Raw genomic sequence first — 22,263 nt, forward strand, 5'->3', positions numbered from 1 at the left:
ACCGGCCCGGCAGCTTACGCGGCTTCGACACAGAGCCGCTTGGAGACGATAGAGAATGGCGACAAAGGAAAAGGAAGAGGTCGAGACCGAACGTGAAGGCGCCACCGATGGCCCTCTGCTCGACCTTTCCGATGATGCTGTCAAGAAGATGATCAAGGCCGCCAAGAAGCGCGGCTATGTGACCATGGACGAGTTGAATTCGGTGCTGCCTTCGGAGGAAGTGACCTCCGAGCAGATCGAGGACACGATGGCCATGCTTTCCGACATGGGCATCAACGTGGTCGAGGACGACGAGCAGGGCGAGGAGTCCGAAGCCGCCGACACCAGCGCCGATGCCGAGGAAGACGCCAACGAACTGGCCGAGCAGACCGGCACTGCGGTTGCCGCCACGACCACCAAGAAAGAGCCGACCGATCGCACCGACGATCCGGTCCGCATGTATCTGCGCGAGATGGGCTCGGTCGAGCTTCTGTCGCGCGAGGGCGAAATCGCCATCGCCAAGCGCATCGAGGCCGGCCGCGAGACGATGATCGCGGGCCTGTGCGAAAGCCCGCTGACCTTCCAGGCCATCATCATCTGGCGCGACGAGCTCAACGAATCGAAGATCCTGCTGCGCGAGATCATCGATCTGGAAGCCACCTATGCCGGGCCGGAGGCCAAGCAGGCGCCGGTGGTCGAGCGCATCGAGGAAGCCCCCAAGACCGAGGACAAGCCGCGCCGCGCCAGCCGCGAAGACGAGGACGACATCACCAATGTCGGCGGCGACACCCGCGGCCTGACGGACGACGACGAGGAAGACGAGGACGAGGCGAGCCTGTCGCTGGCGGCGATGGAAGCCGAACTGCGTCCGCAGGTGATGGAGACGCTCGACGTCATCGCCGACACCTACAAGAAGCTCAGGAAGCTGCAGGATCAGCAGGTCGAGAACCGGCTCGCCGCCGCCGGCACGCTGTCGCCCAGCCAGGACCGCCGGCTGAAGGAGCTGAAGGACCAACTGATCAAGGCGGTGAAGTCGCTGTCGCTCAACACGGCGCGCATCGAGGCGCTGGTCGAGCAGCTCTACGACATCAACAAGCGCCTGGTGCAGAACGAAGGCAAGCTTTTGCGGCTCGCCGAAAGCTATGGCGTGCGCCGCGAGGAGTTCCTCAAGGAATACCAGGGCTCAGAGCTCGACCCGAACTGGACACGCTCGATCGCCAATCTGACGTCGCGCGGCTGGAAGGAATTCACCAAGAACGAGAAGGACGCGATCCGCGACCTGCGCGCCGAAATCCAGCATCTGGCCACCGAAACGGCGATCTCGATCCTGGAATTCCGCAAGATCGTCAACCAGGTGCAGAAGGGCGAACGCGAAGCGGCGATCGCCAAGAAGGAAATGGTCGAGGCCAATCTGCGCCTCGTCATCTCCATCGCCAAGAAGTACACCAATCGCGGCCTGCAGTTCCTCGACCTGATCCAGGAAGGCAATATCGGCCTGATGAAGGCGGTCGACAAATTCGAGTACCGTCGCGGCTACAAGTTCTCGACCTACGCGACATGGTGGATCCGGCAGGCAATCACCCGCTCGATCGCCGACCAGGCGCGCACCATCCGCATCCCGGTGCACATGATCGAGACGATCAACAAGATCGTGCGCACCTCGCGCCAGATGCTGCACGAGATCGGCCGCGAGCCGACACCGGAGGAATTGGCGGAAAAGCTCGCCATGCCGCTCGAAAAAGTGCGCAAGGTGCTGAAGATCGCCAAGGAGCCGATCTCGCTCGAAACGCCGGTCGGCGACGAGGAGGATTCGCATCTCGGCGATTTCATCGAGGACAAGATGGCGATCCTGCCGATCGACGCGGCGATCCAGGCCAATCTGCGCGAGACCACCACGCGCGTGCTGGCCTCGCTGACGCCGCGCGAGGAGCGTGTTCTGCGCATGCGTTTCGGCATCGGCATGAACACCGATCACACGCTGGAAGAAGTCGGCCAGCAGTTCTCGGTCACCCGCGAGCGCATCCGCCAGATCGAAGCCAAGGCGCTGCGCAAGCTCAAGCACCCGAGCCGCTCGCGCAAGCTCAGGAGCTTCCTGGATAGCTGAGGCAATCCTTTTTCAGGATTTTGGTGTGGGCGCGACTTACGGAACCGTCAGCATTAAGGGGCCAACGCAAGAAGCGTTGGCCGGCTGGCTAAGATCGAAGACCATCGGCGCCTTCGTCACGGCCGAGCAAAACGGTTGGACCACTTTCTCGGATCGTCACACAGACCAGCTCGACCCGCGCTGGATTGAGCCTTTGCTCCAGAGCCTGACTCTCGATCTGACTTGCGTCGGCATCGCGATCACCGTCTACGACGAGGAACAGTTTCAGCTCTGGGCGGCAAAGCACGGTGTTCTTCAATCGCGCTACAATTCCTGTCCTGGCATGGAGATGAGCGACCCTGGCGACGAGGATATGCGTCCTCGGCTCGAAGACGCTCCCGCCTTGCTGGCCACGATCGGCAAGCCGGCGGCGCCTGACGATTTGCTTCGGATCCTTGGAATGGATGGATCGAAAGAGTACATAGATCCGCTCGACCTCCATGAGGAACTCGGCATCTATCTAGGACTTCCGGAAAATTCTGTTGGCCTTAGCCACAGATACATTCTGAAGGATAAGATCGATCTTTCAGAGCAGGGTTTGATCAGGACGGTCGAAAGCTAACGATTTGAAGGGCGCTGATGGCGCCCTTTTTGTTGCCGGCGCGACGGCTCTTGTCGTCCATCTCTGTCGGGAGGATACTTCCCAGGTCGGATGCATGTTCTGGGCGATAACCCGGATGCCCGCCCCGGCGGAGGCCACGACCTACCGCCGTGCTCCGTGGCCCGGAGGGAGGTGTGCCATGACGACTTACATCGTGCTTATCAACTGGACCGAGCAGGGCGCCAAGAACGTGCGCGACTCTCCGAAGCGGCTCGATGCCGCCAAGAAGCTCTTGGGGGACATGGGCGGATCGTTCAAATCGTTCTACCTGACCATGGGCGAATGCGACATGGTGGCGGTGGTCGAAGCCCCCGATGACGCCGTGCTCGCCCGTTTTGCGCTGATGCTGGCGACCGGCGGCAACGTCAAGACGCGGACGCTGAAGGCCTTCCCGGAATTCGCCTATCGCGAAATCATCTCCTCGCTCGGATAGGCGCCCGCCAGAGGCAAGATATTGCTCGACAACCGACGATCGGGCGCCGCCTGACGGCGCCCGATGTCTGCCGACGCCGACGAGAAGTGCTCCTCCCACCGACGAAGAGCTTTTTTCATCCACATCCCGAAGGCGTCCGGTTAGGATCGAGCCATGTCCGAACCGCATTCACATTCGCATCTGTGGCCTGGGGTACCGCTCGCACTCGGCTCCGCCGCCTTGTTCGGCGCGACGCCTCCGCTTTCCAAGCTGCTGCTCGATGCCGTCGAGCCGTTCATGCTGGCCGGCCTGCTCTACCTTGGCGCCGGCATTGGCCTTGGCTTGTACACCTTGCTTCGGGGTGCCGGGGCTGGAGGCGGCGAAGCGCAGCTGAGCTACAAGGACATTCCATGGCTGGCGCTGGCAATCGGCATGGGGGGCATCGTCGCGCCCGTCCTGCTGATGTTCGGCCTGACCCTCAACACGGCGTCGAGTTCGGCGCTGCTGCTCAACCTGGAAGGGCTGGCGACGATGGCAATCGCGTGGCTGGTCTACCGCGAGAATGTCGACCGGCGCCTGCTCCTCGGAGCGTTCGCCATTCTTGGCGGCGCGGTGCTGCTGTCATGGGAAGGCAAGGGTGTCGCCTTCAACCTTGGCGCGCTGCTCGTCGCCGGGGCCTGCCTCGCCTGGGGAATAGACAACAATTTCACGCGCAAGATCTCGGCAACCGACCCGGTTGTCATTGCCATGCTCAAGGGATTGGTGGCGGGCGTCGTCAATGTCGGGCTGGCCGTCATCGCCGGCGCCTCGTTTCCAGCGGCACCCATCATCGTGGCCACGGCCGCCGTCGGCTTCTTCGGCATCGGCGTCAGCCTGGTGATGTTCATCCTGGCCCTGCGCCATCTCGGCACGGCGCGGACTGGAGCCTACTATTCGATCGCTCCCTTTATCGGCGCGCTGCTGGCAATCCTTTTCCTCGGTGATCCGCTGACGCTCAAACTGGCGATTGCCGGGTTCTTGATGGGGCTCGGCCTCTGGCTCCATCTTTCGGAGCGGCACGATCACGAACACGACCACGAGGCGCTGGAACACGAGCACAGCCATGTGCATGACGAACATCACCAGCACCATTACGACGGACCGGTGAGCGAGCTGCATTCACACTGGCACCGGCATGCGCCGATGCGCCACAAGCATCCTCACTATCCCGACCTGCATCACCGGCACGGCCACGGCTAGATGCTGACTGTCTGGTACAACACGCGCTGCCCGGTCTGTGATGCCGGCATTGCCAGGCAGAAACGGCGGCTGATCGAGGCGGTCAAATCAGGCCGGATCGAGTTCCGCGACATCAATCTCGAGCCGGCGGCGCTCGCCGGCCACGGCGCCTCGCTGGAAGACATCCGCCGCCGTCTGCATGCAACCGACGCCGACGGCAGATTGCTGGTCGGTGCCGATGTCGCGATTGCGGTCTGGAGGGCGACGCCGGGCGAGGGCTGGCTGGCGGCGCTGTTCGGCAATCCGGTTCTCCTGCCGCTGACGCGCTTTGCCTATGATCGTTTCGCCGATCTTCTCTATGCCTGGAATCGGCGCAAGGGCCGCTGGTAGCCGCGCTTTGCTCGCAAGCTCAGTCAGGCATTCTTGGCGCATATCCGTCCACTTCAATCACTGGCGCCGTGGTCAGATATATCGTAAGATATATCTTGACTCAATCAGTGCTGACGCTTGATTAGATATATCGTAAGACATAACTCAAGGAGCAATCCATGCACAGACATCATCATTTCGGCGAGCACCCGTTGCGGGCTTTCATGCATATGGCCGGCAAGTTCGGTGGCCGTGGCGGCGGTTTTGGACCGTTCGGTCAGGGCATGAGGGGCGGCGGCCGCGGCGGCCCGGGCGACATGTTCCGCGCCGGGCGCATGCTGGCCGACGGCGACCTCAAGCTGATCACGCTGTCGCTGCTGGCCGAGGCGCCACGCCATGGCTACGAAATCATCAAGGCGCTGGAAGAGCGCACCAGCGGCGTCTACAGCCCGAGCCCGGGCGTGGTCTATCCGACGCTGACCTTCTTGGAAGAGGCCGGCTATGCCACCTCCTCGGCGGAAGGCAACAAGAAGGTGTTTTCGATCACCGAGGCCGGCCAGGCGCATCTCGAGGAAAACCGCGAGATGATCGACCATGTGCTCGACCATCTCGAGCGCTTCGGCCGCAAGATGGCAAAGGCGCGTGACTGGTTCGGCTGGAACGACGACGGCGAGGAGGGTGGCCGGCGTGGCCGCCACGAAAAGCGTGATGCGTTCCGCGCCGTACGCCACCGACTGCGCGCCGCTCTCAGCGACATCGTCGATGCGCCTGAAGACACGCAGGCCCAGGCGATGAGCATCCTGCAAGACGCCGCCGAAGCTCTCGAGGCGCTGTCGCGCCGCTGAAGGCGTTAGCTTCTCCATCGCCGCAAGCGAAAAAAGCCCGGAAGATCCGGGCTTTTTTCGTTGCTGGGCATGCCGGCCGTTATTCCTTGCCGACATATTCGCTGATCAGCTTTTCATTGCGCGCCTTTTCGATCTTGGCGGTCATTTCGGCCGAAAGGCGCTCGTCGGTGCGGTACTTGACCAGGTTCACCAGGCTGCCGGTGAGCAGCAGGATGCCCATGCCCCAGTAGCCCTTGGTCGACAGGTCGACCGGGGCCAGCCACAGCGACAGGCCGAGCATGAAATAGGCGGCGCCGACCGATATGCTGTTGAACATGATGTAGGTCTGATTGGCGTTCATGGTCTTTCTCCGTTGGTTGGTGAAGAATTGGGTGTTGGTGAGGAATCGGTTTTCGTGGGTCAGTGGGTGGATTTCAGTCGGTCGAGCACATCTTGTGCCCGCACCTTGGTCGAGGGGCCGTGGCCGGCGTCCTCCAGCCTGCTGCGAATGGCTTCCTGGCTGAGACCTGCGTCGATCTCGTCCAGAATGCTTGCTTCTTCGAGCGGATCGCTGCGCTCCCTGATGCGGGCCAGCAGCGCCTCGGCCTCGTTGAGGGTCGCCGTCCGGCCGATGGACCGGTTCAGCCTGCGCTGCGCCTTCTGTTCGGCGTCGATGGCGCGGGCCGAGATCATGCCCTGGTTGAGGTCGACGATGCGCCGGTGCGCCTGTTCCAGCGACATGCGCATACGCAAGGTCTTTTCGACCAGGCTGCGCACGGTGGCACGGCGGACCTCGCGTTCGTTCTCCAGTTCGGCGATGGCGCCGGCGCCATCGTGGGCGAGGGGCTCATTGCTAGCGGCAAGGGCGCTGCAGGTGCGCTCCTCTAGATCGGCGATGCGGCGGTCGAGCTGGTCGAGGCTGGCCTGTTCGGCCCGCTGACGCACGATCAGCGAGGCGAGCGTCTGCTTGGCCGAAGCGAGGCCGGCTTCGGCATCGCGGATGCGCTGAGCGAGAAGATCGACCGCGAACTGGTCCTTCAGCCGGTCTTCGGCCTTGGCGCTCGCGCCGTCCAGCAATGTCCTGATAAGACTGAGCATTTGTTTGTTCCTCCGGTTATGAACGTTGTTCACAAATGCACTGTAGCAGAAAATGAACAGTGTTCAAGAAGAATTTTGAACACTGTTCACCACTGCTGGATCATGGTAAACACGGGCAGCCTTGCCGCCTTGGCGCGCGGGTTGACAGGATTTACGGAGAGCAGGTTTGGCACTGGACAAGGAAGAGATGAGCGAGCGTGTCATCGCCATCGCCGAGGATCTGATCGAGGCGGGCGGGGCGGAGAACCTGAAGGCCAGGACCATCGCCACGCAGGCCGGGATCGCGGTCGGCTCCATCTACAATCTGTTCCGCGACATCGACGATCTGCACCGCGCGGTGAACATGCGCCTGCTCGGTCGGCTGGGCGAGGCCGGCGCCGTGGCAATGGCTGAGTTGGAGAAAGCCGGCGTGACCGACACGCGCCAACGCCTGCTGGCGCTGGCGCGCGCCTATGCCGGGTTCGTGGCGGCGCATCCGGCGAGTTGGCCGGCCCTGCTCGCCTTCAATCGTCGTCAGCTGCCGCATGCGGAGCCGGATGCCTACGAGGCGCGGCTCAGCGCCTTGCTGCAGATCATCGCCGGGGTGCTTGCCGATGGCCGCTTCGGCCTCGACGAAACCAGGCTGCGGATCGCCGCCCGAACCTTGTGGTCAAGCGTGCATGGCATCGTGACCAGCGGTTATGCCGCCAATTCCGCCGGCCGGCAGGCCGATGAAACCTGGGAGCAGGTCGAACTGCTGGTCGCCGTCTTCATCAAGGGGCTGGAACGCGGCGGGACATTCGATCATGCTGAGACAGCACGTCGTGAATCGTGACGGTCGGCGCCGGCGATGCCATGGCGCCGGGGCGAAAGTGGAGATTTGAATCATGTCTTTTCTGAAACGTCTTTTCGGCGGTGGCGGCGGTGCGGATGCGGGCGAGCCAAAAAGCGCCGCGCCGGCAAAGCAGGTCGAGCACAAGGGCTTCCTGATCAGCGCCACGCCCTACAAGGCCGAAGGCCAGTACCAGACCTGCGGCGTGGTTTCGAAGGAAGTTGACGGCGTGTTGAAGGAGCACAAATTCATCCGCGCCGACCGCTTCGCCGGGCTCGACGACGCCATCGACATCTCGATCAAGAAGGGCATCCAGCTGGTCGACGAACAGGGCGAGAGGATGTTCGGGTAGACCGTCGCTACAGCCTTGGGTCGATCGGCTCGCTTTCCAGTGCCAGCACGCCGAAGACACATTCGTGTACCCGCCGCAGCGGTTCCTTTGCGACAAACCGCTTCAGCGCCTCGTGACCAAGCGCGAACTCCCTCAGCGCCAGGCTGCGCTTGCCGCCCAAGCCACGCTCCCGCAGACGAACGAGGTTGTCCGGCGCATCGTATTCGGGGCCATAAATGATGCGCAGATATTCCCGGCCGCGCACTTTCAAAGCCGGCTGGATGAGCCCCTTTTTGCCGCGGCTGACGAAGTCTCGCGGTTTGACCACCATGCCTTCGCCACCCGAGCCGGTCAGCGCCTCCCACCAGGCGATTGCTTCCGCACAGGCACTAGCGTCCCCCAGATCGACCGTACGCCATTGTGTGCGCGTGACCACGCCATCGTCGGCAGCTAGGCGGCCTGCAAGCGTCATGTGCCAATCATGGTCCTGGTCGAACCGGACTTGTCCTTCACTGGCGAGCAGGTGAAACGGCGCGACCTTCAGGTCGTCGATATCGGAGACTGGCCATACGTAGGGCGCCCAGGCGCTGGCATATTTGGTCGCGCGCGAAGCCCTGTCATCGAAGCGGGCATTCAGGCCGGCTGCGTCGACGCCGCGCGCCATCGCCCGGGCCAACGCCTCGCGGCTGGCCTGGAAGCCGGCCGCCGAGGACGTTGCCACCGGCGCGTACTGGCTTTCAATCAAGCTGCCGGCCTTGGCCGACCAAGGCATGATCTCGGTGTCCAGCAGCAGCCAATCGCTGTTCAATTCGTTCCACAAATCGGCTGCTTCGACGCTGGCGCGGAGACGGGCAAGCAGGCCCTCCGTCATGGCGGCCTCCTTGAAGAAGGAGCGTCCCGTCCGGGTCCAGATTGCGCCGGTCTCGTCTCTTGATACACCGAAGCGGGCGCGCGCCGTCTGCGCGTTTCGGCACAGCGCGACGACTGCCCGCGAACCCATGTGCTTCTCCTCGCACACGACCTCAGCGACGCCGCGTTCGCGGAAGTATGCGAAAGCGTCTTCGGGGCGTTCCAGCCAACCGCTCTCGCTGCTCGTCTCGGATGGCGACATCGTCGGCGGCAGATAGATCAGCCATTGCGGCGACAGCGCGAAGCGGCTCATCACCTCCAGTGCGGCCGACGCATTCTCCTCGGCCACCACGATGCGGCCCCTCAGTTCGGTATCGATCCAGCGGCGCCCAGAGACATCCTGGTAGTCGAGCACGCCGTCGGCGTCGGCCTGTGCCGATTTGCCGATACCGGATCCACCCAATGGACGCGCGGATTCGGACCAGGTCCGGATTGCCGGCACCTCGACAAGTTCGCGCTCGGGCCAGCGCAAGGCGGTCAGCTTGCCGCCGAACACGCAGCCGGTGTCGATGCAAAGGGTGTTGTTGACCCATTCGGCCGACAGCACAGGCGTATGCCCATAGATGACGGCCGTCTTGCCGCGGTAGGCTGTCGCCCAGTCGGCACGGACGGGCAGGCCAAATTCGTCGATCTCGCCTGTCGTCTCGCCATAGAGAGCGAATTCGCGGACTGCGCCGGAGCCGCGCCCGATCATCTCTTCCTTGAGCCCGGCATGGGCGATGGCGAGGCGTCCGCCGTCCAGCCAGACATGACTACGCAGGCTATCGAGGAAGGCCGGCAGGGCCTCTCGCAGGCCGCGATCTTGAGTGTCCAACTGGTCGATGGTCTGCTGCAGGCCGTGAGCGACCGTGACCTTGCGGCCTTCCAACCAGCGGCCAAGTTTGCGTTCGTGGTTGCCCTGGACACAGTAAGCGGTACCCGCCGCAACCATGCTCATGACGATACGCAGGGCGTCGGGCGAGTTGGGGCCGCGATCGATGATGTCGCCGACAAGGACGATCTTGCGGCCTGCCGGCGGTATGACGACGACCGTTCGGTCGCCGCGCTCCTCGGACCAGGCGATGCTGTAGCCGAGTTGGCCGAGCAGGGTCTGAAGTTCGTCGGCGCAGCCGTGGATGTCGCCTATGATGTCGAACGGACCGCCATCGTCCCGCTTATCGGTCCACAGCGGTTGACGCGAGACCTTGGCCGCGTCGATGCTGGCCTCGCTGGTAAGTTTCCAGACCTGGCGGAAGCCCTCGCGTTGCAGGCCACCGAGACCCTTGCGGATTTCAGTCGTCATGCGTTGGGCCACGCCGGCACCGAACTGTCGGTCGGATCGAGCCGCGTTGCGTGCGACGCAGATGTCGACGCCTGGATCGATGACCACGGCGACCGGCAGAGCATGCCATTTGCGTGCCAGCTCGATCCAGGCCTTGCGGTCAGCGGCTCGCACATTGGTGGCGTCGATGACCGCCAGCTTACGATGCTTAAGCCGTTTGCTGGCGATCTCGCGTACCAGCTCGAAGGCGTCGGCCGAAACGTCCTGATCGGTCTCGTTGTCGCAGACGAGCGCGGCAGCGATCCGAGGAGATGATCTCGGTCGGCAGGAAATGCTTGGCGGCGAAGGTCGATTTGCCCGATCCCGTCGAGCCGATCAGCACGACGAGGGCGAAGTCAGGGATGGCGAGATCGGTCTTGTCGGGCTCTCTCATCGTGTGAACACCGCCATCTGCGTCGGCGCGCCGAGGATAGGGTCCACGGTCCCGATGCCGCTGAAGGGCGCGGCATAGCCATAGGTCTCGCCGATTTTGGCTGCCCAGGCTTCGAACTCAGCCCGGCTCCATTCGAAGCGATGATCTGGGTGGCGAAAAGCGCCGGGGGCCAGGTTGGGAAACAGGGTATTGTACTCCGCATTCGGAGTGGTGACGATCACGGATTTGGGCGCCGTCTCACCGAAGACGATGCGTTCGACCAGGGGCAGCCTATCTTCGTCGAGATGCTCGATGACCTCGACCAACACGGCTACGTCGGCTGCGGCCCAGCGGCTGTCCCGGTATGTCAGCGACCCGTGCAACAGTGCGACCCGACCCTCGGGCGGTCCGCCGAACTCGTTCAGCTTGAGACGTTTGGCGGCCCATTCCAGTTCGCGGACTGCGGGATCGAGTCCGAACAGCCTGTGGACCCATCGTTCGCGCACGAGCCGGTATAGCAGCTTGCCCTCGCCGCATCCCAAATCCGCAATGCTGGTTCCGCCAGTCGCCCGAATGGCCTCGACCACAGCGTCCAAACGCAGGTCGTTCAGTCGAATAGGCCTCTCCAGAGCTTCCTCAGGCGCGCTCCGGGCTTCGGGAGGCAGTGCCTCGCCGGCAGTCTCCGGGGCCAGCCAATCAAGGGCGATGCGGGCCAACGCGCCGCGATTGCGCAGGTAGCGGCGCACGATCAGGTCGTTGGCGGGATGGTTTTCCAGCCAACCCTCGCCCTTGGACAGCAGCTTGTCGATCTCGTCTTCGCCGACCCAGTAGTGCTTTGCGTCATCCAACACCGGGATCAGGACATAGAGGTGGTTCAGCAGACCACTTAGACGGCCTGTGCCGGTCAGCTTCAGATGGCCGTATCGCCGGTCGCCTGCACCAGGCCCGACGTTCTCGATCGGCGTCAGTTCGACGGTCCATCCCAGGGGCTCGAACAGGCTGCGAACCAGAGCCTCACCACCATGCATCGGCAGCGGCGTCACCACGGCCTCCAATGGTAGCTCGCTGGAGGCCAATTCTTGGCGCTCCTTCGATATGCCGGTCATTGCGGTCCGCAGTGTCTTGTTGAGCGCCACCGACAGGAAGGACGATGCCGCATAGGGTCGGTCGTTTACATACTGGTCCAGCAGGCCTTCTGCCTGGCCCTTGCCCCGCACCAGCCCGATCGGGTCGACGTCGAGGAGAAGTGCAACCTCGCAACGCTCTTCGGTTGCCTCCGGATAGAACAGCCACGCCTTGCCGAAGGCCAGGTCGGTCTCGTGCAGACGATCGGGATGCTTGTGCAGCAGGAAGCCGAGATCTGGTAGCGACGGACAGGAACATCAGCGACCGATAGCGCAGACAAGCAGAATAACCAATGGCGTTGCACGGCTATCTACTGAGTCTCGACTGGATCGCCGTTCGTCTGTTCAAGTGCGTGAAGATATCCAAAGCCAGAACTTTGACTCGAAGGCTCAGTTGCGGCAACGGGCAAGAAAAAGGCAGGCGCCGTGCTGGCGCCTGCCTTTTGTTTTCGGCCAGGGGTGGCGCGTGCGTTACGCGGCGACACGCTCGCCTGCAGTCGCCGCCACCACGGCGTCGACCTTGGCCGTCGCCTTGGCGAGAGCCTCGGTCGCCGCATCGGCGCCCATGGCGACGCCTTCGATGCGGATGACGTCGACATCGGTCATGCCGATGAAGCCGAGCACGCTGCGCAGGTAAGGAATGGCGTGATCGAACTGCACGGCCGCACCTTCGGAATAGATGCCGCCCGAAGCCAGCACGATATAGACCTTCTTGCCGGTGACGAGACCCTTGGGGCCGTTCTCGCCATAGGCAAAGCTCTTGCCGGAGCGGGCAACGTGATCGACCCAGGACTTCAGCGTCGAGGAGATGTTGAAGTTGATGAAGCCGGTGGCGAGGATCACCGTGTCGGCGGCAAACAGCTCGTCCAGCACGGCATCGGAAACACTGACGACTTCCGCCTGGCGCGGGGTGCGGGATTCAGCCGGCGTATAGATGCCGGTCGAATAGTCGGCGTCGATGTGCGGCAGCGGGTTGGCGACGAGGTCGCGCACGACCAACGTGTTGGACGGATCGGCGGCGACGAGCTTCTCGGCGAATTCGGTGGCGATACGGGTCGAGTGCGAGGCGGCGCCGCGCGGGCTTGACGTAACAAGAAGAATGGACATGGCGGTGTCTCCAGTGGAAGTGAATTGTCCCGCCAGATATGGGACTATCGATCCATTCGAAAAACTGGCATATTTTCTATATGATCCATCCATAAAGTGGATACTGCGATGCAACCCAATCCGACACTCGACCAACTTCAGATTTTTGTGACGGTCGCTGAAACCGGTAGTTTCTCGGCCGCTGGCCGCAAGCTCAACCGGGCGCAGTCCGTCATCAGTTATGGCATCGCCAATCTCGAGGCGCAGCTTGGACTGAAACTGTTCGAGCGCGAGGGTACGCGCGAGCCGCAACTGACCGAGATCGGCCGGGCGATGCTGGAGGACGCGCGGCGCATGGTCGGCGTGCTGCAGCGGATCCGCTCGCGTGTCGATGGCCATCATCAGGGGCTGGAGGCCGAAATCGCGCTGTCGGTCGACGCGACGCTGCCCTCGCCGGTGCTGGTGCGGGTGCTGAAGGCGTTCGAGGCACAGTTTCCGACCGTGATGTTGCGCCTGCATATCGGCACGCTGGGCATCATTCCCGATCATGTCCTCAGCGGGCAGGCCGATCTTGGTGTCGGCGGCATGCTGGGCGAGGCCGACGTCCATCTCGTGCGCATCGGCTTCATGTCGATCGTGCTGGCCGCTGCGCCCAGCCACCCGCTGGCCCAGCTGCCAAAACCGCTGGCGATCGAGGATGTGCGCGAACACACCCAGCTTGTCGTCACCGACCAGTCCGAACGCACCAAGGGACGCGACTTCGGTGTCTTTGCCTACCGAACCTGGCGCCTCACGGATGTGCGCACCAAGCATATTCTGATGCGCGAGGGGCTGGGCTGGGGCGGGCTGCCGCGCTGGCTGATCGCCGATGATTTGGCAAGCGGCCGGCTGGTGGAACTCGACCTTGAACCGTTCAGCGAGGCACGCTCGCCGCTGTTTGCCATGCATCGCAACGACAGCAGCCCGAAGCCGGCGGCGGCCTGGCTGATCGACCGGTTCAAGCGAGGGCTCGGCTGCTTCAACGAGTTCGAGCCGGGCGAGGTGCCGGAGGAAGAGCTGGAGACAGCCCATCGATAAGCGCGACGAGGACGCCACGATGGTCTTCGATCGAGCCTCCGGCTTCGATGGCAAGGGCTGCACGGTCGAAGGCGGATGCAAGCAGTGCGGTAAGCGCATCCACCGGTAGTCTCGTCATCGATTGCTCTCGCATCGCCGCGACGAGGCCTTCGCGCAGCGAGCGGTTGCCGTGCCGGTTGTCGATCTCGTCCATCCCGGCGCGGCCGAGCACGGCCGGCCCGTCGAGCAGCAACAGCCGCGTGCGGCCAGGCGTGCGCATGGCGGCGAGATAGGCGTCCGACCCGGCGATCAGCGCGTCGCGGGCAAACAGCGAGGGCGGCGAAGCGCGATCTACCTCTGCCGCGACGGCCTCCGCCTCCTGCTCGACGACGGCGGCGAACAGCGCCTGCTTGTCGGCGAAATGGTGGTAGAGCGCGCCGCGGGTGACGCCGGCGGCGGCGACGATCTCGGGCGTGCCGGTCTCGGCGTAGGGTTTTTCGATAAACAGTTTTCGCGCCGCTGCGATCAGGTCGGCACGCGTCGCTTCGGTTCGATCACGATTGGAGCGGCGCGCGGTTTCTCGTTGCATACATGCAGCCTGTATGTTATTTCAATTTACATGCAGACTGTATGTTATCTGACGGGAGAAAGAAAGATGAAGACGACGAGCTATTATCCGGTGCTGATGACGGGCGACGTTGCCGGCACGAAAGCCTTCTATATCAAGCACTTAAGCTTCAAGCCGCTGTTCGAAAGCGACTGGTATGTGCATCTGCAGTCGGCCGAGGATCTCCGCGTCAATCTCGGCATCGTCCAGGGCGACCACGAGACGATCCCCGAGGAGGGGCGGGGGCGGACGTCGGGCCTGCTGATCAATTTCGAGGTCAGGGATCCGGGCGCGGTCTATGAGCGGATTGTTGCCGCCGGCCTGCCGATCCTGTGCAGCCTGCGCGACGAACCCTTCGGCCAGCGCCATTTCATCACCAAGGACCCCAACGGGGTGCTGATCGACGTGATCAAGCCGATCCCGCTCAGCCCGGAGTTTCAGGCGCAATTTGTTGAAGGGCCGACTGCCTAGGCGGAGAAACGAAGGCCTCAACTTGCCCTTGCCACCGGTGTCACCGTCACTTGGCTGATGCCAGTCCGCCGCACCACGGTGCACAGCGTCTCGCGGCCGATGCGCTCGGCGTCGAGTATGCGCACGAGATCGTCGACGCCGGTGACCGGACGGCCGTCGATGGCGGCGATGATGTCGCCTTCCTTCAGGCCGGCCTTGGCCGCCGGGCCGTTCTTCTCGACGCTGCGAAGGCGCACCGCCGTGTTGCTCGACACTTGCGACAGAAGGGCAGCGCGGCGCGGCAGGTTGGTGGTGTCGGCCGAGACGCCGATGAAGGCGCGGCGCACGCGGCCGAAGCGGATGATTTCGGAGATGACGAAATTGGCGGTGTTGGAGGCAACCGCGAAGGCGATGCCCTGTGCGCCGTGGATCATGGCGGTGTTGACGCCGATCACCTCGCCTGCCGAAGACACCAGCGGTCCGCCTGAGTTGCCAGGGTTCAACGCTGCGTCGGTCTGGATGACGTCGTCGATCAGCCGGCCGGTGGAGGCGCGCATCGAGCGGCCGAGCGCCGAGACGACGCCGGACGTGACGGTCCATTCGAAGCCGAGCGGATTGCCGATGGCGATCGCGATCTGGCCGCGCCGCAGACGCTTGGAATCGCCCAGCGGCGCCACATCGGCAAAGCTTCCGTCGGCGCGCACCAGCGCGATGTCGGTGTCGGGGTCGCGGCCGAGCACGCGGCCTTCGCGCGAGGCGCCGTCCGGCATCGACACGCGCACCGTCTTCGCATCGCCGACGACGTGGAAATTGGTGACGACCAGCCCGTCCTGCGCGATGACGAAGCCGGAGCCATGGCCGCCCTGACCGCCGATGCGCTCGATGCGGCAGACGGCCGGGCCGATGCGGTCGACGGCGTCGGCGACGGTCGCCGAATAGGCATCGAGAAGCGTGTCGTCGGGTTGCAGTTTCTGGGCAGGCAGGGCCATTTTCCGGAGCTCCGTGTCATCAGGCACAAGGATGACTATATGTGCGGAGCGGCCTGTTCGGCCGCGACCTGACCAGATGGCCAGTCGAACCGCCAACTAGCCGTCAGGCGAGTACCAACCCTCGCGCAAGGCAGCGATATCTGGGACATGAGAAACCCAGGAGACCAATCATGAGCGACTTCAATCTGAGCGCGTTTTCCGACGCCATCGCCGATGTCGCGGCAATTGCGGCGCCGGCCATGGCGAGCCTTGCCACGCATCACCATCGCACAGTGAGTGCCTTCCACTGGCGTGACGGCTATTTCGTCACCGCCGAGGAGGCCGTGGAGGCGGGCGAGGAGATCGAACTGACGCTGGCTTCGGGCGTGACGGTGAAGGCCGAACTGGTCGGCCGCGATCCTTCGACCGGCGTCGCGCTGCTGAAACCGGCCGAAGCGGTCAACACCGCGCCGCTGGCCAAGGCCGATGCCGTGCGGCCGGGCAATCTGGCCGTCACCGTCGGCAACAGCGAAGGTGCGGCACTTGCCGTGTTCGGAACTGTCGGCGAGGTCGGCCCGGCCTGGCGCTCGATGCGCGGCGGCGCGATCGACCGGCGCATCAATCTCGCCGTCAATGCCGGCGGACGCTTCGAGGGCGGCCCGGTGCTCGATGCCAAGGGCGGGCTGATCGGCATGCTTCTGTTCGGGCCGCGCCGGCGGGCATTGGTCATGCCCTATGAGACGATCGAGCGGGCGGTGTCGACGCTGCGTGAAAAGGGCCATGTCGCGCGCGGCTATCTCGGCGCCGGCCTGCACCCGGTACACAACAGCGACACGCATGGCGCGATGGTGATGAGCCTCGACGACAGCGGTCCGGCCAAGGCCGCCGGCCTCTATGTTGGTGACATCATCGTCTCCTGGAATGGCGAGGCCGTACATGGTCCGCGCGATCTGATCCGCAAGCTCGGGCCGGACAGCGCCGGCGCCTCGGTGACGCTTGGCGTGGTGCGCGGCGGTGAACAGCGCGATGTCGCGGTGACCATTGGCGAGAAGCCGCTGAGCTGAGAGGACGGATGGCAGACAGCGCAAGCCACACCATCGCGAGAGGCGACCTGGCGGGCCACCGGTTGACGGTGCTGATCGCGCTCGGCGACGCTGTGCGCGCCGAACGACTGTCCGCGGCCCTTGCCGCGACCGGCGACCTGCTGCCGGTCATGGCCGGCAGCAATTCCAGCTTGGCGGCGGATGTGGCTGTCGTCGATGAGGGCGGCCTGGAAGGCGGCATCGACCTCGCGATACCTCGGGTGCTGCTGTCCCGTCGGGCTACCCAGGAGCGGGTGGCCGACAACCTGCTTGCCGTGCTGCCGGCGGCGGCCGACGCCCTGCTGATTGCCGCTGCCGTGCGTCTTGCGGCGGCGGGCTACCGGATTTCCGGAGGCGGCGGCTCCTTGTCCGACCGGCATGACGATTTCGCTTTCCATGACGGGGATCTGTTCGACGAGGAACCGGCGGACGACAAAGTCGGCCGGCCGGCGCTGTCGCCACGCGAGGCGGAAGTGTTGGCGCTGCTCGCTGAAGGCGCGCCCAACAAGGTGATCGCCAGGCGGCTGAACATTTCCGTGCACACGGCGAAATTCCACGTCGCCGCGATCCTGATCAAGCTGGGTGCTGCCAACCGTACCGACGCCATCGCCATCGCCATGCGGCAGGGCCTGGTGCTCGTTTAGGGTCTATCGATATTCAGGTGATGCCGGTCTGCAAACACCAGCTTCCTGCGCTTCCGGTGCTCACGTACCCAAAAGTACGCTCCGCTCCGGTTCTCGGAACCCGCTGTTTTCGACTCGGCCTGACCTGAATCTCAACAGACCCTGGTCCGGCTTCACCAGTTTCCCGACCCTACGCAGGGTAACCAGCTTTGCATGCTTTCGGCTCTTGCGCTGCGGTTGCCTGCCGCGCAAAGGTTCGCACCTGTCGTGCTGCAAGGGAGGCGGAAAAATGTCGCTCAAGGGAAAGACGCTGTTCATCTCCGGCGGATCGCGCGGCATTGGGCTTGCAATCGCGCTGCGCGCGGCGCGTGACGGCGCCAATGTGACGATCGCCGCCAAGACCGCCGAACCGCACCCCAAGCTGCCGGGCACGATCTATACGGCTGCCGAGGAGATCGAGCAGGCGGGCGGCAAGGGGCTGCCCGTTTTGTGCGACATTCGCGAGGAAGCGCAGGTTGCCGAAGCTGTCGCCAAGACGGTCGAAAAGTTCGGCGGCATCGACATCTGCGTCAACAATGCCAGCGCCATCCAGCTCACCGGCACGCTGGAGACCGACATGAAGCGTTACGATCTGATGCACCAGATCAACACGCGCGGCACCTTTCTGGTGTCCAAAATGTGCATTCCGCACCTGAAGTTGGCTAAGAATCCTCACATCCTGAATCTGGCGCCGCCACTCGACATGAAGGCCAAATGGTTCAAGAACCACGTCGCCTACACGATGGCCAAGTTCGGCATGTCGATGTGCACGCTGGGCATGAGCGCGGAGTTCGCCAGGGACGGCATCGCCGTCAACTCGCTGTGGCCGATCTCGACCATCGACACGGCGGCGGTGCGCAATCTGCTCGGTGGCGCGACGGTTGTGGCCATGAGCCGTTCGCCCGACATCATGGCAGATGCCGCGCATGCGATCTTCATGCGGCCGTCGCGCGAGGCGACCGGCAATTTCTACATCGACGAGGAGGTGCTGCGCGCCGAGGGCGTCAGCGATTTCTCCGTCTATTCGCCAGGGGCGACCGGACCGCTCGCCGGCGACTTTTTTGTTCCCGACGAGGTGTTCGCCCGGACCGATACCAACATCAAAAGCATCTACTGAAGGGCGCTGCGCGCCCTTATTCCGCGGCCTTCTTGGCCTTTCCCAGACCCATCAGCCGGTCGATGTAGGCCAGCATGAAGGCCGACAGCACGAAGGCGAGGTGGATGATGGTCAGCCACATCAACTGATCGGTCGTGTAGGAGACCGAGTTCAGGAAGACCTGCAGCAGGTGGATGGACAAGATGGCGACGATGGTCGAGGCGACCTTGACCTTCAGCGAGCCGACATCGATCGTGCCCAGCCAGTGCACCTCGCCGTCATTCTCATCGAAACGGCTGACGAAATTTTCGTAGCCCGAGATGATCACCATCACCACGAGCGAGGCGACAAGTGCCGCATCGATCAGGCCGAGCATCTTGAGGATGGTGTCGGTATCGCCAAGCGTGAACGCCACGGTGACGAACTCGTAGAGTTTCTTGCCGAAGGACAGGGCATAGATGGCAAGTGCCAGGCCCAGCCCGATGTAGAACACGATTCGATGGCGAGTTCGAGACGTTTCATATTTGGTTCCGGTCTTTTTGGCACTGTCGTATTTCGGGCAGGCAGCCGCGGTTTGCAAGGGCGGTTGGCGAGGGAAACAAAAACCCCGCCGGAGGGGACCGGCGGGGCTCATGTGTCCCGCTGGAGTCGGGACAGGGCAGGGAACGCCCTTCCGAAATCTGGGGTTGTCAATGCGGCTATTCAATGATCTCCACCGAATCGCCGGCTACAATTCTTTTTGAGTGTGCTTCTTCGCGAGCAGGCCCATGCCATCAAAACGGGATGGGCCTGCTCTTGCCTTCGCGATTCCGGAAACTCGCTCAGGCTTCTGGAATCATGCACTAATTCGTGCTGGCCACCGGCGCCACCAGCGAGGTGATGCGGCGGATGGCGACGCGGCGGTTCTCCCTGTTGGGGCCCGATGTGTCGACCTTGAGGTACTCCTCGCCATACCCCTGCGTCGTCAGATTCTCCGGCGGGATGCCGAAGGCATTGGTGAGCGCCTCGGCGACGGCTTCGGCGCGCCGGTCGGACAGAGCAAGGTTGGCCTCCGGCTTGCCGACGGCGTCGGTATGGCCTTCGATCAGGAAGGTTTCCGCCGGGTTCTTCTGCAACAGCTTCTCCATGGCGCTGGCGACGCCGTCGAGCTTCTGCACTTCGGTATCGGAGATGGAGGCCGAACCGAATTCGAAGTTCAACGTGTCGAGATCGACGCGGCGGGCAATGTCGCGCACGCGGGCCGAACGCTTGACCTCGTCGATCGAGTAGAGGCGCTGCACCCGCTCCACCGGCGGCTGTTCGAGGAAGGTGTAGTAGTCGTCCGGATCTTCGACATTCTCGGAGTCCAGGATGTACTCCTCGCGCGAGATCGTGAGTCGCATCGGCGGCAGGTCGTCGCCGGGATCGCGCCAGTAGCCATCATCCTCATAGTGCCGCTCGTCGACATAGCTCAGCACATATTCGCGGCCATCCGGCGTGATGCGCGAACGCTGGATGACGTCGCCGTAACGGTTGCGGATGGTGACGATCTGGACGCCATTGTCACGCTCGACGATTTCCCGGGTGCGATCGCCCGACAGATCCTCATAGTACACGTTCCTGGCGCCGCGGTGCATGCGTGGAGCGTCGTTGCTTTCCACGATCGTCTGGTTGTTGAACTGCAGGATGACGCGGTCGCCGAGTTCCCTGACGACGTCGACGCCTTTCGGACGCCGGCGGTCGCGGACGTTCTCATCGGGTGCACGCTCGACGCGCGTGCCCTTTTCCTCCGTCACCGGGGCGATCTTTTCAGGCTGGATTGCCTGCTGGGCCGACTTGTCGTCGGTGGGCGGCGGTCCCTGGTCGACCGGGGCGGGCTTTGGAGCCTGCGCCTGCTCGTCAGTCTGCTGGGCGGGCTGGTTGGCCTGCTCGCCACTCGCATTCTCGCCTCCCTGCTGGCCGTTTTTGCCCTTGCGCTTGCGCAGGACGTCCTTCTGGCTGTCGAGGATGGGGGCTGCGTTCTTGTCGGCCGGGACTTCACCCTGGGCCGCATTTTCACCCTGGGCCGGCTGTTCGCCGGTCACCGGCTGCTGGCCATTGGCGGGTTGTTCGGCCGTCGACGGCTGTTCTCCGGTGGCCGGCTGCTCTCCCGTCACCGGCTGTTCGATGGCAGGCTTCTTGCCGCGCTTCTTCTTGTCCTGAGGCTGTTCGCCCTCGGCGGGCGCCGCCTGCTGCTCGGGCTGAGGCGGTTCGGCCTGCGGAACCGGCTCGCCAGCGGGCGCTTGCTTCTTGGCCGGCGCCTGCTCGGCGGGTGCGGCTTCGATCTGCTGATCCTGCTTGCGCTTCTTGCGCAGGGGCTGCGGGTTGTTGTCGTTTGCCGGGGCCACTTGCTCGGCGGGCTGTTCGGCGGGTGCGGCCTCGATCTGCTGCTGCTGGTCGCGCTTCTTCCTGCGCGGCTTGATCGGCTGCTCTTCGTTTGCCGGGGCCACTTGCTCGGCGGGCTGTTCGGCGGGTGCGGCCTCGATCTGCTGCTGCCGGTCGCGCTTCTTCCTGCGCGGCTTGATCGGCTGCTCTTCGTTTGCCGGAGCCGCCTGCTCGGCAGGTGCGGCCTCGATCTGCTGTTGCTGGTCTCGTTTCTTCCTGCGCGGCAACTGCTCCTCAGCGGCAGGCGCGGCCTGTTCGACCGGAGCCTGTTCGGTTTGCTGCTGTTGATCGCGCTTCTTCCTGCGCGGCTGCTGTTCCTGTTCGCCGTGCGCCGGCGCAGCCTGCTCCGCTGGCGCGGATTCTGTTTGCTGCTGCTGGTCGCGCTTCTTTCTCTTGGGCTGCTCCGGCTCCCCCTGCTGTTTCTGCGCGCAGGCCTCTGCCGATTCGCCCTCGGCACAGGCTGCTTGCGCCAGGATCAGCGGCGCGGCGGTGTGCTGCAAGGGGCCGAAAGCGGCGCCGCCCTGCAGCGGGTACGCGCCCAACGGCGCGGATGCCATCAGCAGGCCAATTGCTGTGCCTGCCAGAATCCGTGGTTGGCGTTTCATCTCAAATTTCTCCTTGTGGGGTCCCATCCCTGCCCAAACTTTCATCATCCGGATTGGTTCCGGCTTGCGGGCATTACTGGCAACGAAGGACGATTGACCGGCCTTTTGAAGGCAACTTCGTGTTTTTCGTATGGTGCCGGCCGCATTTGCGGCATCGCGCGGCACAAGCCGCTTTTGCGTCCATCGCGGCGCTTGACCTTGGCGTCGGTGAGGGCCACATCGGCACAATGGACGCGCCATTCTGGAAAACCAAGACGCTCGAGGCGATGACGCCGGCCGAGTGGGAATCGCTCTGCGACGGCTGCGGCAAATGCTGCCTGTCGAAGCTCGAGGACGAGGACACCGGCGAAATCTACTGGACAAGCGTCGGCTGCAGGCTGTTCGACGCCGAAAGCTGCCGCTGCGCCGACTATGCCAACCGGCTGGCGCGCGTTCCCGATTGTGTCGGGCTGACGCCGCAGAATGTGCGCACGATCACCTGGCTGCCCAGGACCTGCGCCTACCGGCTGGTGGCGGAGGGGCATGATCTCTACTGGTGGCACAGGCTGGTTTCGGGAAGTGCCGAGACCGTGCACGAAGCCGGCATCTCGATCCGCGGCCGGGTCAAGGCCACGGAGACCGACCTGGCCGAACCGGACGATTATTTCGACTATATGCTCGACGACGAGCCCTGACACGATTTTCGCCGCAAAGCGGTAGCAAATACCACGCGCCGACCCGGCTTCGCCCGGAACCGGCAAGGCGATCGGGCGTTTG

General features: G+C 63.8%; 22 protein-coding genes and 1 pseudogene. 14 read left to right on the forward strand and 9 right to left on the reverse strand.

Annotation, left to right across the window (positions count from 1 at the left end; all coding sequences use genetic code 11):
• Positions 1 to 55 precede the first annotated feature (55 nt).
• From rpoD to AC1RUK_RS04215, 6 genes are all read left to right on the forward strand, one after another.
• Positions 56 to 2,083, forward strand: coding sequence for an RNA polymerase sigma factor RpoD (gene rpoD, locus AC1RUK_RS04190; protein WP_436172960.1), 2,028 nt, complete (start codon positions 56 to 58; stop codon positions 2,081 to 2,083).
• Positions 2,084 to 2,108: 25 nt separating this feature from the next.
• Positions 2,109 to 2,684, forward strand: a complete 576-nt coding sequence (locus AC1RUK_RS04195) for a hypothetical protein (RefSeq protein ID WP_481836661.1) — start codon at positions 2,109 to 2,111, stop codon at positions 2,682 to 2,684.
• A 178-nt stretch (positions 2,685 to 2,862) separates the two neighbouring features.
• The gene (locus tag AC1RUK_RS04200) at positions 2,863 to 3,156 is read left to right on the forward strand and encodes a GYD domain-containing protein (RefSeq protein ID WP_120014599.1); all 294 of its coding nucleotides are present in this window, start codon (positions 2,863 to 2,865) and stop codon (positions 3,154 to 3,156) included.
• Between the two features lie 153 nt (positions 3,157 to 3,309).
• Positions 3,310 to 4,374 carry a DMT family transporter gene (locus tag AC1RUK_RS04205; protein WP_481836660.1) on the forward strand — a complete coding sequence of 355 codons (1,065 nt, stop codon included), beginning with the start codon at positions 3,310 to 3,312 and terminating at the stop codon, positions 4,372 to 4,374.
• Complete coding sequence (locus AC1RUK_RS04210) at positions 4,375 to 4,743, forward strand: thiol-disulfide oxidoreductase DCC family protein (RefSeq protein ID WP_481836659.1); 369 nt, start codon at positions 4,375 to 4,377, stop codon at positions 4,741 to 4,743.
• A gap of 158 nt (positions 4,744 to 4,901) precedes the next feature.
• Entirely contained in the window at positions 4,902 to 5,567 is a 666-nt protein-coding gene (locus AC1RUK_RS04215; protein WP_481836658.1) for a PadR family transcriptional regulator, read from the forward strand.
• A 79-nt stretch (positions 5,568 to 5,646) separates the two neighbouring features.
• Here AC1RUK_RS04215 and AC1RUK_RS04220 read toward each other — a convergent pair whose 3' ends face one another.
• Both AC1RUK_RS04220 and AC1RUK_RS04225 read right to left on the reverse strand, forming a co-directional pair.
• Positions 5,647 to 5,907, reverse strand: a complete 261-nt coding sequence (locus AC1RUK_RS04220; protein WP_006200022.1) for a YiaA/YiaB family inner membrane protein — start codon at positions 5,905 to 5,907, stop codon at positions 5,647 to 5,649.
• Positions 5,908 to 5,966: 59 nt separating this feature from the next.
• On the reverse strand, positions 5,967 to 6,644 hold the full coding sequence (locus tag AC1RUK_RS04225; RefSeq protein ID WP_481836657.1) for a PspA/IM30 family protein: 678 nt from the start codon (positions 6,642 to 6,644) through the stop codon (positions 5,967 to 5,969).
• 166 nt (positions 6,645 to 6,810) lie between these two features.
• On the opposite strand from AC1RUK_RS04225, the gene AC1RUK_RS04230 reads away from it, so the two are divergent.
• Both AC1RUK_RS04230 and AC1RUK_RS04235 read left to right on the forward strand, forming a co-directional pair.
• A complete protein-coding gene (locus AC1RUK_RS04230; RefSeq protein ID WP_481836656.1) occupies positions 6,811 to 7,458 on the forward strand; it encodes a TetR/AcrR family transcriptional regulator in 648 nt (215 codons plus the stop codon).
• Positions 7,459 to 7,510: 52 nt separating this feature from the next.
• Positions 7,511 to 7,807: an HlyU family transcriptional regulator gene (locus AC1RUK_RS04235; protein ID WP_481836655.1), complete on the forward strand. Its 297-nt coding sequence runs from the start codon at positions 7,511 to 7,513 to the stop codon at positions 7,805 to 7,807.
• Between the two features lie 7 nt (positions 7,808 to 7,814).
• Here the strand turns inward: AC1RUK_RS04235 and AC1RUK_RS04240 are convergent.
• From AC1RUK_RS04240 to AC1RUK_RS04250, 3 genes and pseudogenes are all read right to left on the reverse strand, one after another.
• Positions 7,815 to 10,389 (reverse strand): annotated as a pseudogene (locus AC1RUK_RS04240) (polynucleotide kinase-phosphatase).
• A complete protein-coding gene (locus tag AC1RUK_RS04245) occupies positions 10,386 to 11,717 on the reverse strand; it encodes a 3' terminal RNA ribose 2'-O-methyltransferase Hen1 (protein WP_481840326.1) in 1,332 nt (443 codons plus the stop codon). Before AC1RUK_RS04245 ends, AC1RUK_RS04240 begins: the two are co-directional and overlap by 4 nt.
• Positions 11,718 to 11,963: 246 nt before the next feature.
• Positions 11,964 to 12,599 (reverse strand): FMN-dependent NADH-azoreductase, encoded by a 636-nt coding sequence (locus tag AC1RUK_RS04250; RefSeq protein ID WP_481836654.1) that lies wholly within the window; start codon positions 12,597 to 12,599, stop codon positions 11,964 to 11,966.
• A 108-nt stretch (positions 12,600 to 12,707) separates the two neighbouring features.
• On the opposite strand from AC1RUK_RS04250, the gene AC1RUK_RS04255 reads away from it, so the two are divergent.
• Positions 12,708 to 13,655, forward strand: coding sequence for a LysR family transcriptional regulator (locus AC1RUK_RS04255; RefSeq protein ID WP_436172948.1), 948 nt, complete (start codon positions 12,708 to 12,710; stop codon positions 13,653 to 13,655).
• Here the strand turns inward: AC1RUK_RS04255 and AC1RUK_RS04260 are convergent.
• On the reverse strand, positions 13,597 to 14,223 hold the full coding sequence (locus tag AC1RUK_RS04260) for a TetR/AcrR family transcriptional regulator (protein ID WP_481836653.1): 627 nt from the start codon (positions 14,221 to 14,223) through the stop codon (positions 13,597 to 13,599). The two genes, AC1RUK_RS04255 and AC1RUK_RS04260, sit on opposite strands and share 59 nt — an antisense overlap.
• A gap of 66 nt (positions 14,224 to 14,289) precedes the next feature.
• Here AC1RUK_RS04260 and AC1RUK_RS04265 point away from each other — a divergent pair, with 66 nt between their 5' ends.
• Positions 14,290 to 14,712, forward strand: coding sequence for a VOC family protein (locus AC1RUK_RS04265; protein WP_481836652.1), 423 nt, complete (start codon positions 14,290 to 14,292; stop codon positions 14,710 to 14,712).
• A 17-nt stretch (positions 14,713 to 14,729) separates the two neighbouring features.
• Here AC1RUK_RS04265 and AC1RUK_RS04270 read toward each other — a convergent pair whose 3' ends face one another.
• Positions 14,730 to 15,680 (reverse strand): S1C family serine protease, encoded by a 951-nt coding sequence (locus AC1RUK_RS04270; RefSeq protein WP_481836651.1) that lies wholly within the window; start codon positions 15,678 to 15,680, stop codon positions 14,730 to 14,732.
• A gap of 170 nt (positions 15,681 to 15,850) precedes the next feature.
• Here AC1RUK_RS04270 and AC1RUK_RS04275 point away from each other — a divergent pair, with 170 nt between their 5' ends.
• The 3 genes from AC1RUK_RS04275 (at position 15,851) to AC1RUK_RS04285 (ending at position 18,520) form a co-directional block, all read left to right on the forward strand.
• Positions 15,851 to 16,723, forward strand: coding sequence for a S1C family serine protease (locus AC1RUK_RS04275; RefSeq protein ID WP_481836650.1), 873 nt, complete (start codon positions 15,851 to 15,853; stop codon positions 16,721 to 16,723).
• Between the two features lie 8 nt (positions 16,724 to 16,731).
• Positions 16,732 to 17,385: a response regulator transcription factor gene (locus AC1RUK_RS04280; protein ID WP_481836649.1), complete on the forward strand. Its 654-nt coding sequence runs from the start codon at positions 16,732 to 16,734 to the stop codon at positions 17,383 to 17,385.
• Between the two features lie 268 nt (positions 17,386 to 17,653).
• The gene (locus AC1RUK_RS04285) at positions 17,654 to 18,520 is read left to right on the forward strand and encodes an SDR family oxidoreductase (RefSeq protein WP_436172942.1); all 867 of its coding nucleotides are present in this window, start codon (positions 17,654 to 17,656) and stop codon (positions 18,518 to 18,520) included.
• 16 nt (positions 18,521 to 18,536) lie between these two features.
• On the opposite strand, the gene AC1RUK_RS04290 is transcribed toward AC1RUK_RS04285, so the two are convergent.
• Positions 18,537 to 18,995, reverse strand: a complete 459-nt coding sequence (locus tag AC1RUK_RS04290; protein ID WP_481839585.1) for a TIGR00645 family protein — start codon at positions 18,993 to 18,995, stop codon at positions 18,537 to 18,539.
• 346 nt (positions 18,996 to 19,341) lie between these two features.
• A complete protein-coding gene (locus tag AC1RUK_RS04295) occupies positions 19,342 to 21,672 on the reverse strand; it encodes an OmpA family protein (protein ID WP_481836648.1) in 2,331 nt (776 codons plus the stop codon).
• A 62-nt stretch (positions 21,673 to 21,734) separates the two neighbouring features.
• Here AC1RUK_RS04295 and AC1RUK_RS04300 point away from each other — a divergent pair, with 62 nt between their 5' ends.
• Positions 21,735 to 22,181, forward strand: a complete 447-nt coding sequence (locus AC1RUK_RS04300; RefSeq protein ID WP_436173944.1) for a YcgN family cysteine cluster protein — start codon at positions 21,735 to 21,737, stop codon at positions 22,179 to 22,181.
• Positions 22,182 to 22,263: the final 82 nt, after the last annotated feature.

This window comes from Mesorhizobium monacense, from assembly GCF_056781675.1.

Excerpts from the sequence above, each read along its gene's own strand:
- AC1RUK_RS04215 (WP_481836658.1), top strand. The coding sequence starts at position 4,902 with ATGCACAGACATCATCATTTCGGCGAGCACCCGTTGCGGGCTTTCATG.
- AC1RUK_RS04250 (WP_481836654.1), bottom strand. The coding sequence starts at position 12,599 with ATGTCCATTCTTCTTGTTACGTCAAGCCCGCGCGGCGCCGCCTCGCAC.
- AC1RUK_RS04210 (WP_481836659.1), top strand. The coding sequence starts at position 4,375 with ATGCTGACTGTCTGGTACAACACGCGCTGCCCGGTCTGTGATGCCGGC.
- AC1RUK_RS04255 (WP_436172948.1), top strand. The coding sequence starts at position 12,708 with ATGCAACCCAATCCGACACTCGACCAACTTCAGATTTTTGTGACGGTC.
- AC1RUK_RS04220 (WP_006200022.1), bottom strand. The coding sequence starts at position 5,907 with ATGAACGCCAATCAGACCTACATCATGTTCAACAGCATATCGGTCGGC.
- AC1RUK_RS04225 (WP_481836657.1), bottom strand. The coding sequence starts at position 6,644 with ATGCTCAGTCTTATCAGGACATTGCTGGACGGCGCGAGCGCCAAGGCC.
- AC1RUK_RS04270 (WP_481836651.1), bottom strand. The coding sequence starts at position 15,680 with ATGGCCCTGCCTGCCCAGAAACTGCAACCCGACGACACGCTTCTCGAT.
- AC1RUK_RS04235 (WP_481836655.1), top strand. The coding sequence starts at position 7,511 with ATGTCTTTTCTGAAACGTCTTTTCGGCGGTGGCGGCGGTGCGGATGCG.
- AC1RUK_RS04285 (WP_436172942.1), top strand. The coding sequence starts at position 17,654 with ATGTCGCTCAAGGGAAAGACGCTGTTCATCTCCGGCGGATCGCGCGGC.
- AC1RUK_RS04275 (WP_481836650.1), top strand. The coding sequence starts at position 15,851 with ATGAGCGACTTCAATCTGAGCGCGTTTTCCGACGCCATCGCCGATGTC.
- AC1RUK_RS04205 (WP_481836660.1), top strand. The coding sequence starts at position 3,310 with ATGTCCGAACCGCATTCACATTCGCATCTGTGGCCTGGGGTACCGCTC.
- AC1RUK_RS04300 (WP_436173944.1), top strand. The coding sequence starts at position 21,735 with ATGGACGCGCCATTCTGGAAAACCAAGACGCTCGAGGCGATGACGCCG.
- AC1RUK_RS04280 (WP_481836649.1), top strand. The coding sequence starts at position 16,732 with ATGGCAGACAGCGCAAGCCACACCATCGCGAGAGGCGACCTGGCGGGC.
- AC1RUK_RS04265 (WP_481836652.1), top strand. The coding sequence starts at position 14,290 with ATGAAGACGACGAGCTATTATCCGGTGCTGATGACGGGCGACGTTGCC.
- AC1RUK_RS04260 (WP_481836653.1), bottom strand. The coding sequence starts at position 14,223 with ATGCAACGAGAAACCGCGCGCCGCTCCAATCGTGATCGAACCGAAGCG.
- AC1RUK_RS04200 (WP_120014599.1), top strand. The coding sequence starts at position 2,863 with ATGACGACTTACATCGTGCTTATCAACTGGACCGAGCAGGGCGCCAAG.
- rpoD (WP_436172960.1), top strand. The coding sequence starts at position 56 with ATGGCGACAAAGGAAAAGGAAGAGGTCGAGACCGAACGTGAAGGCGCC.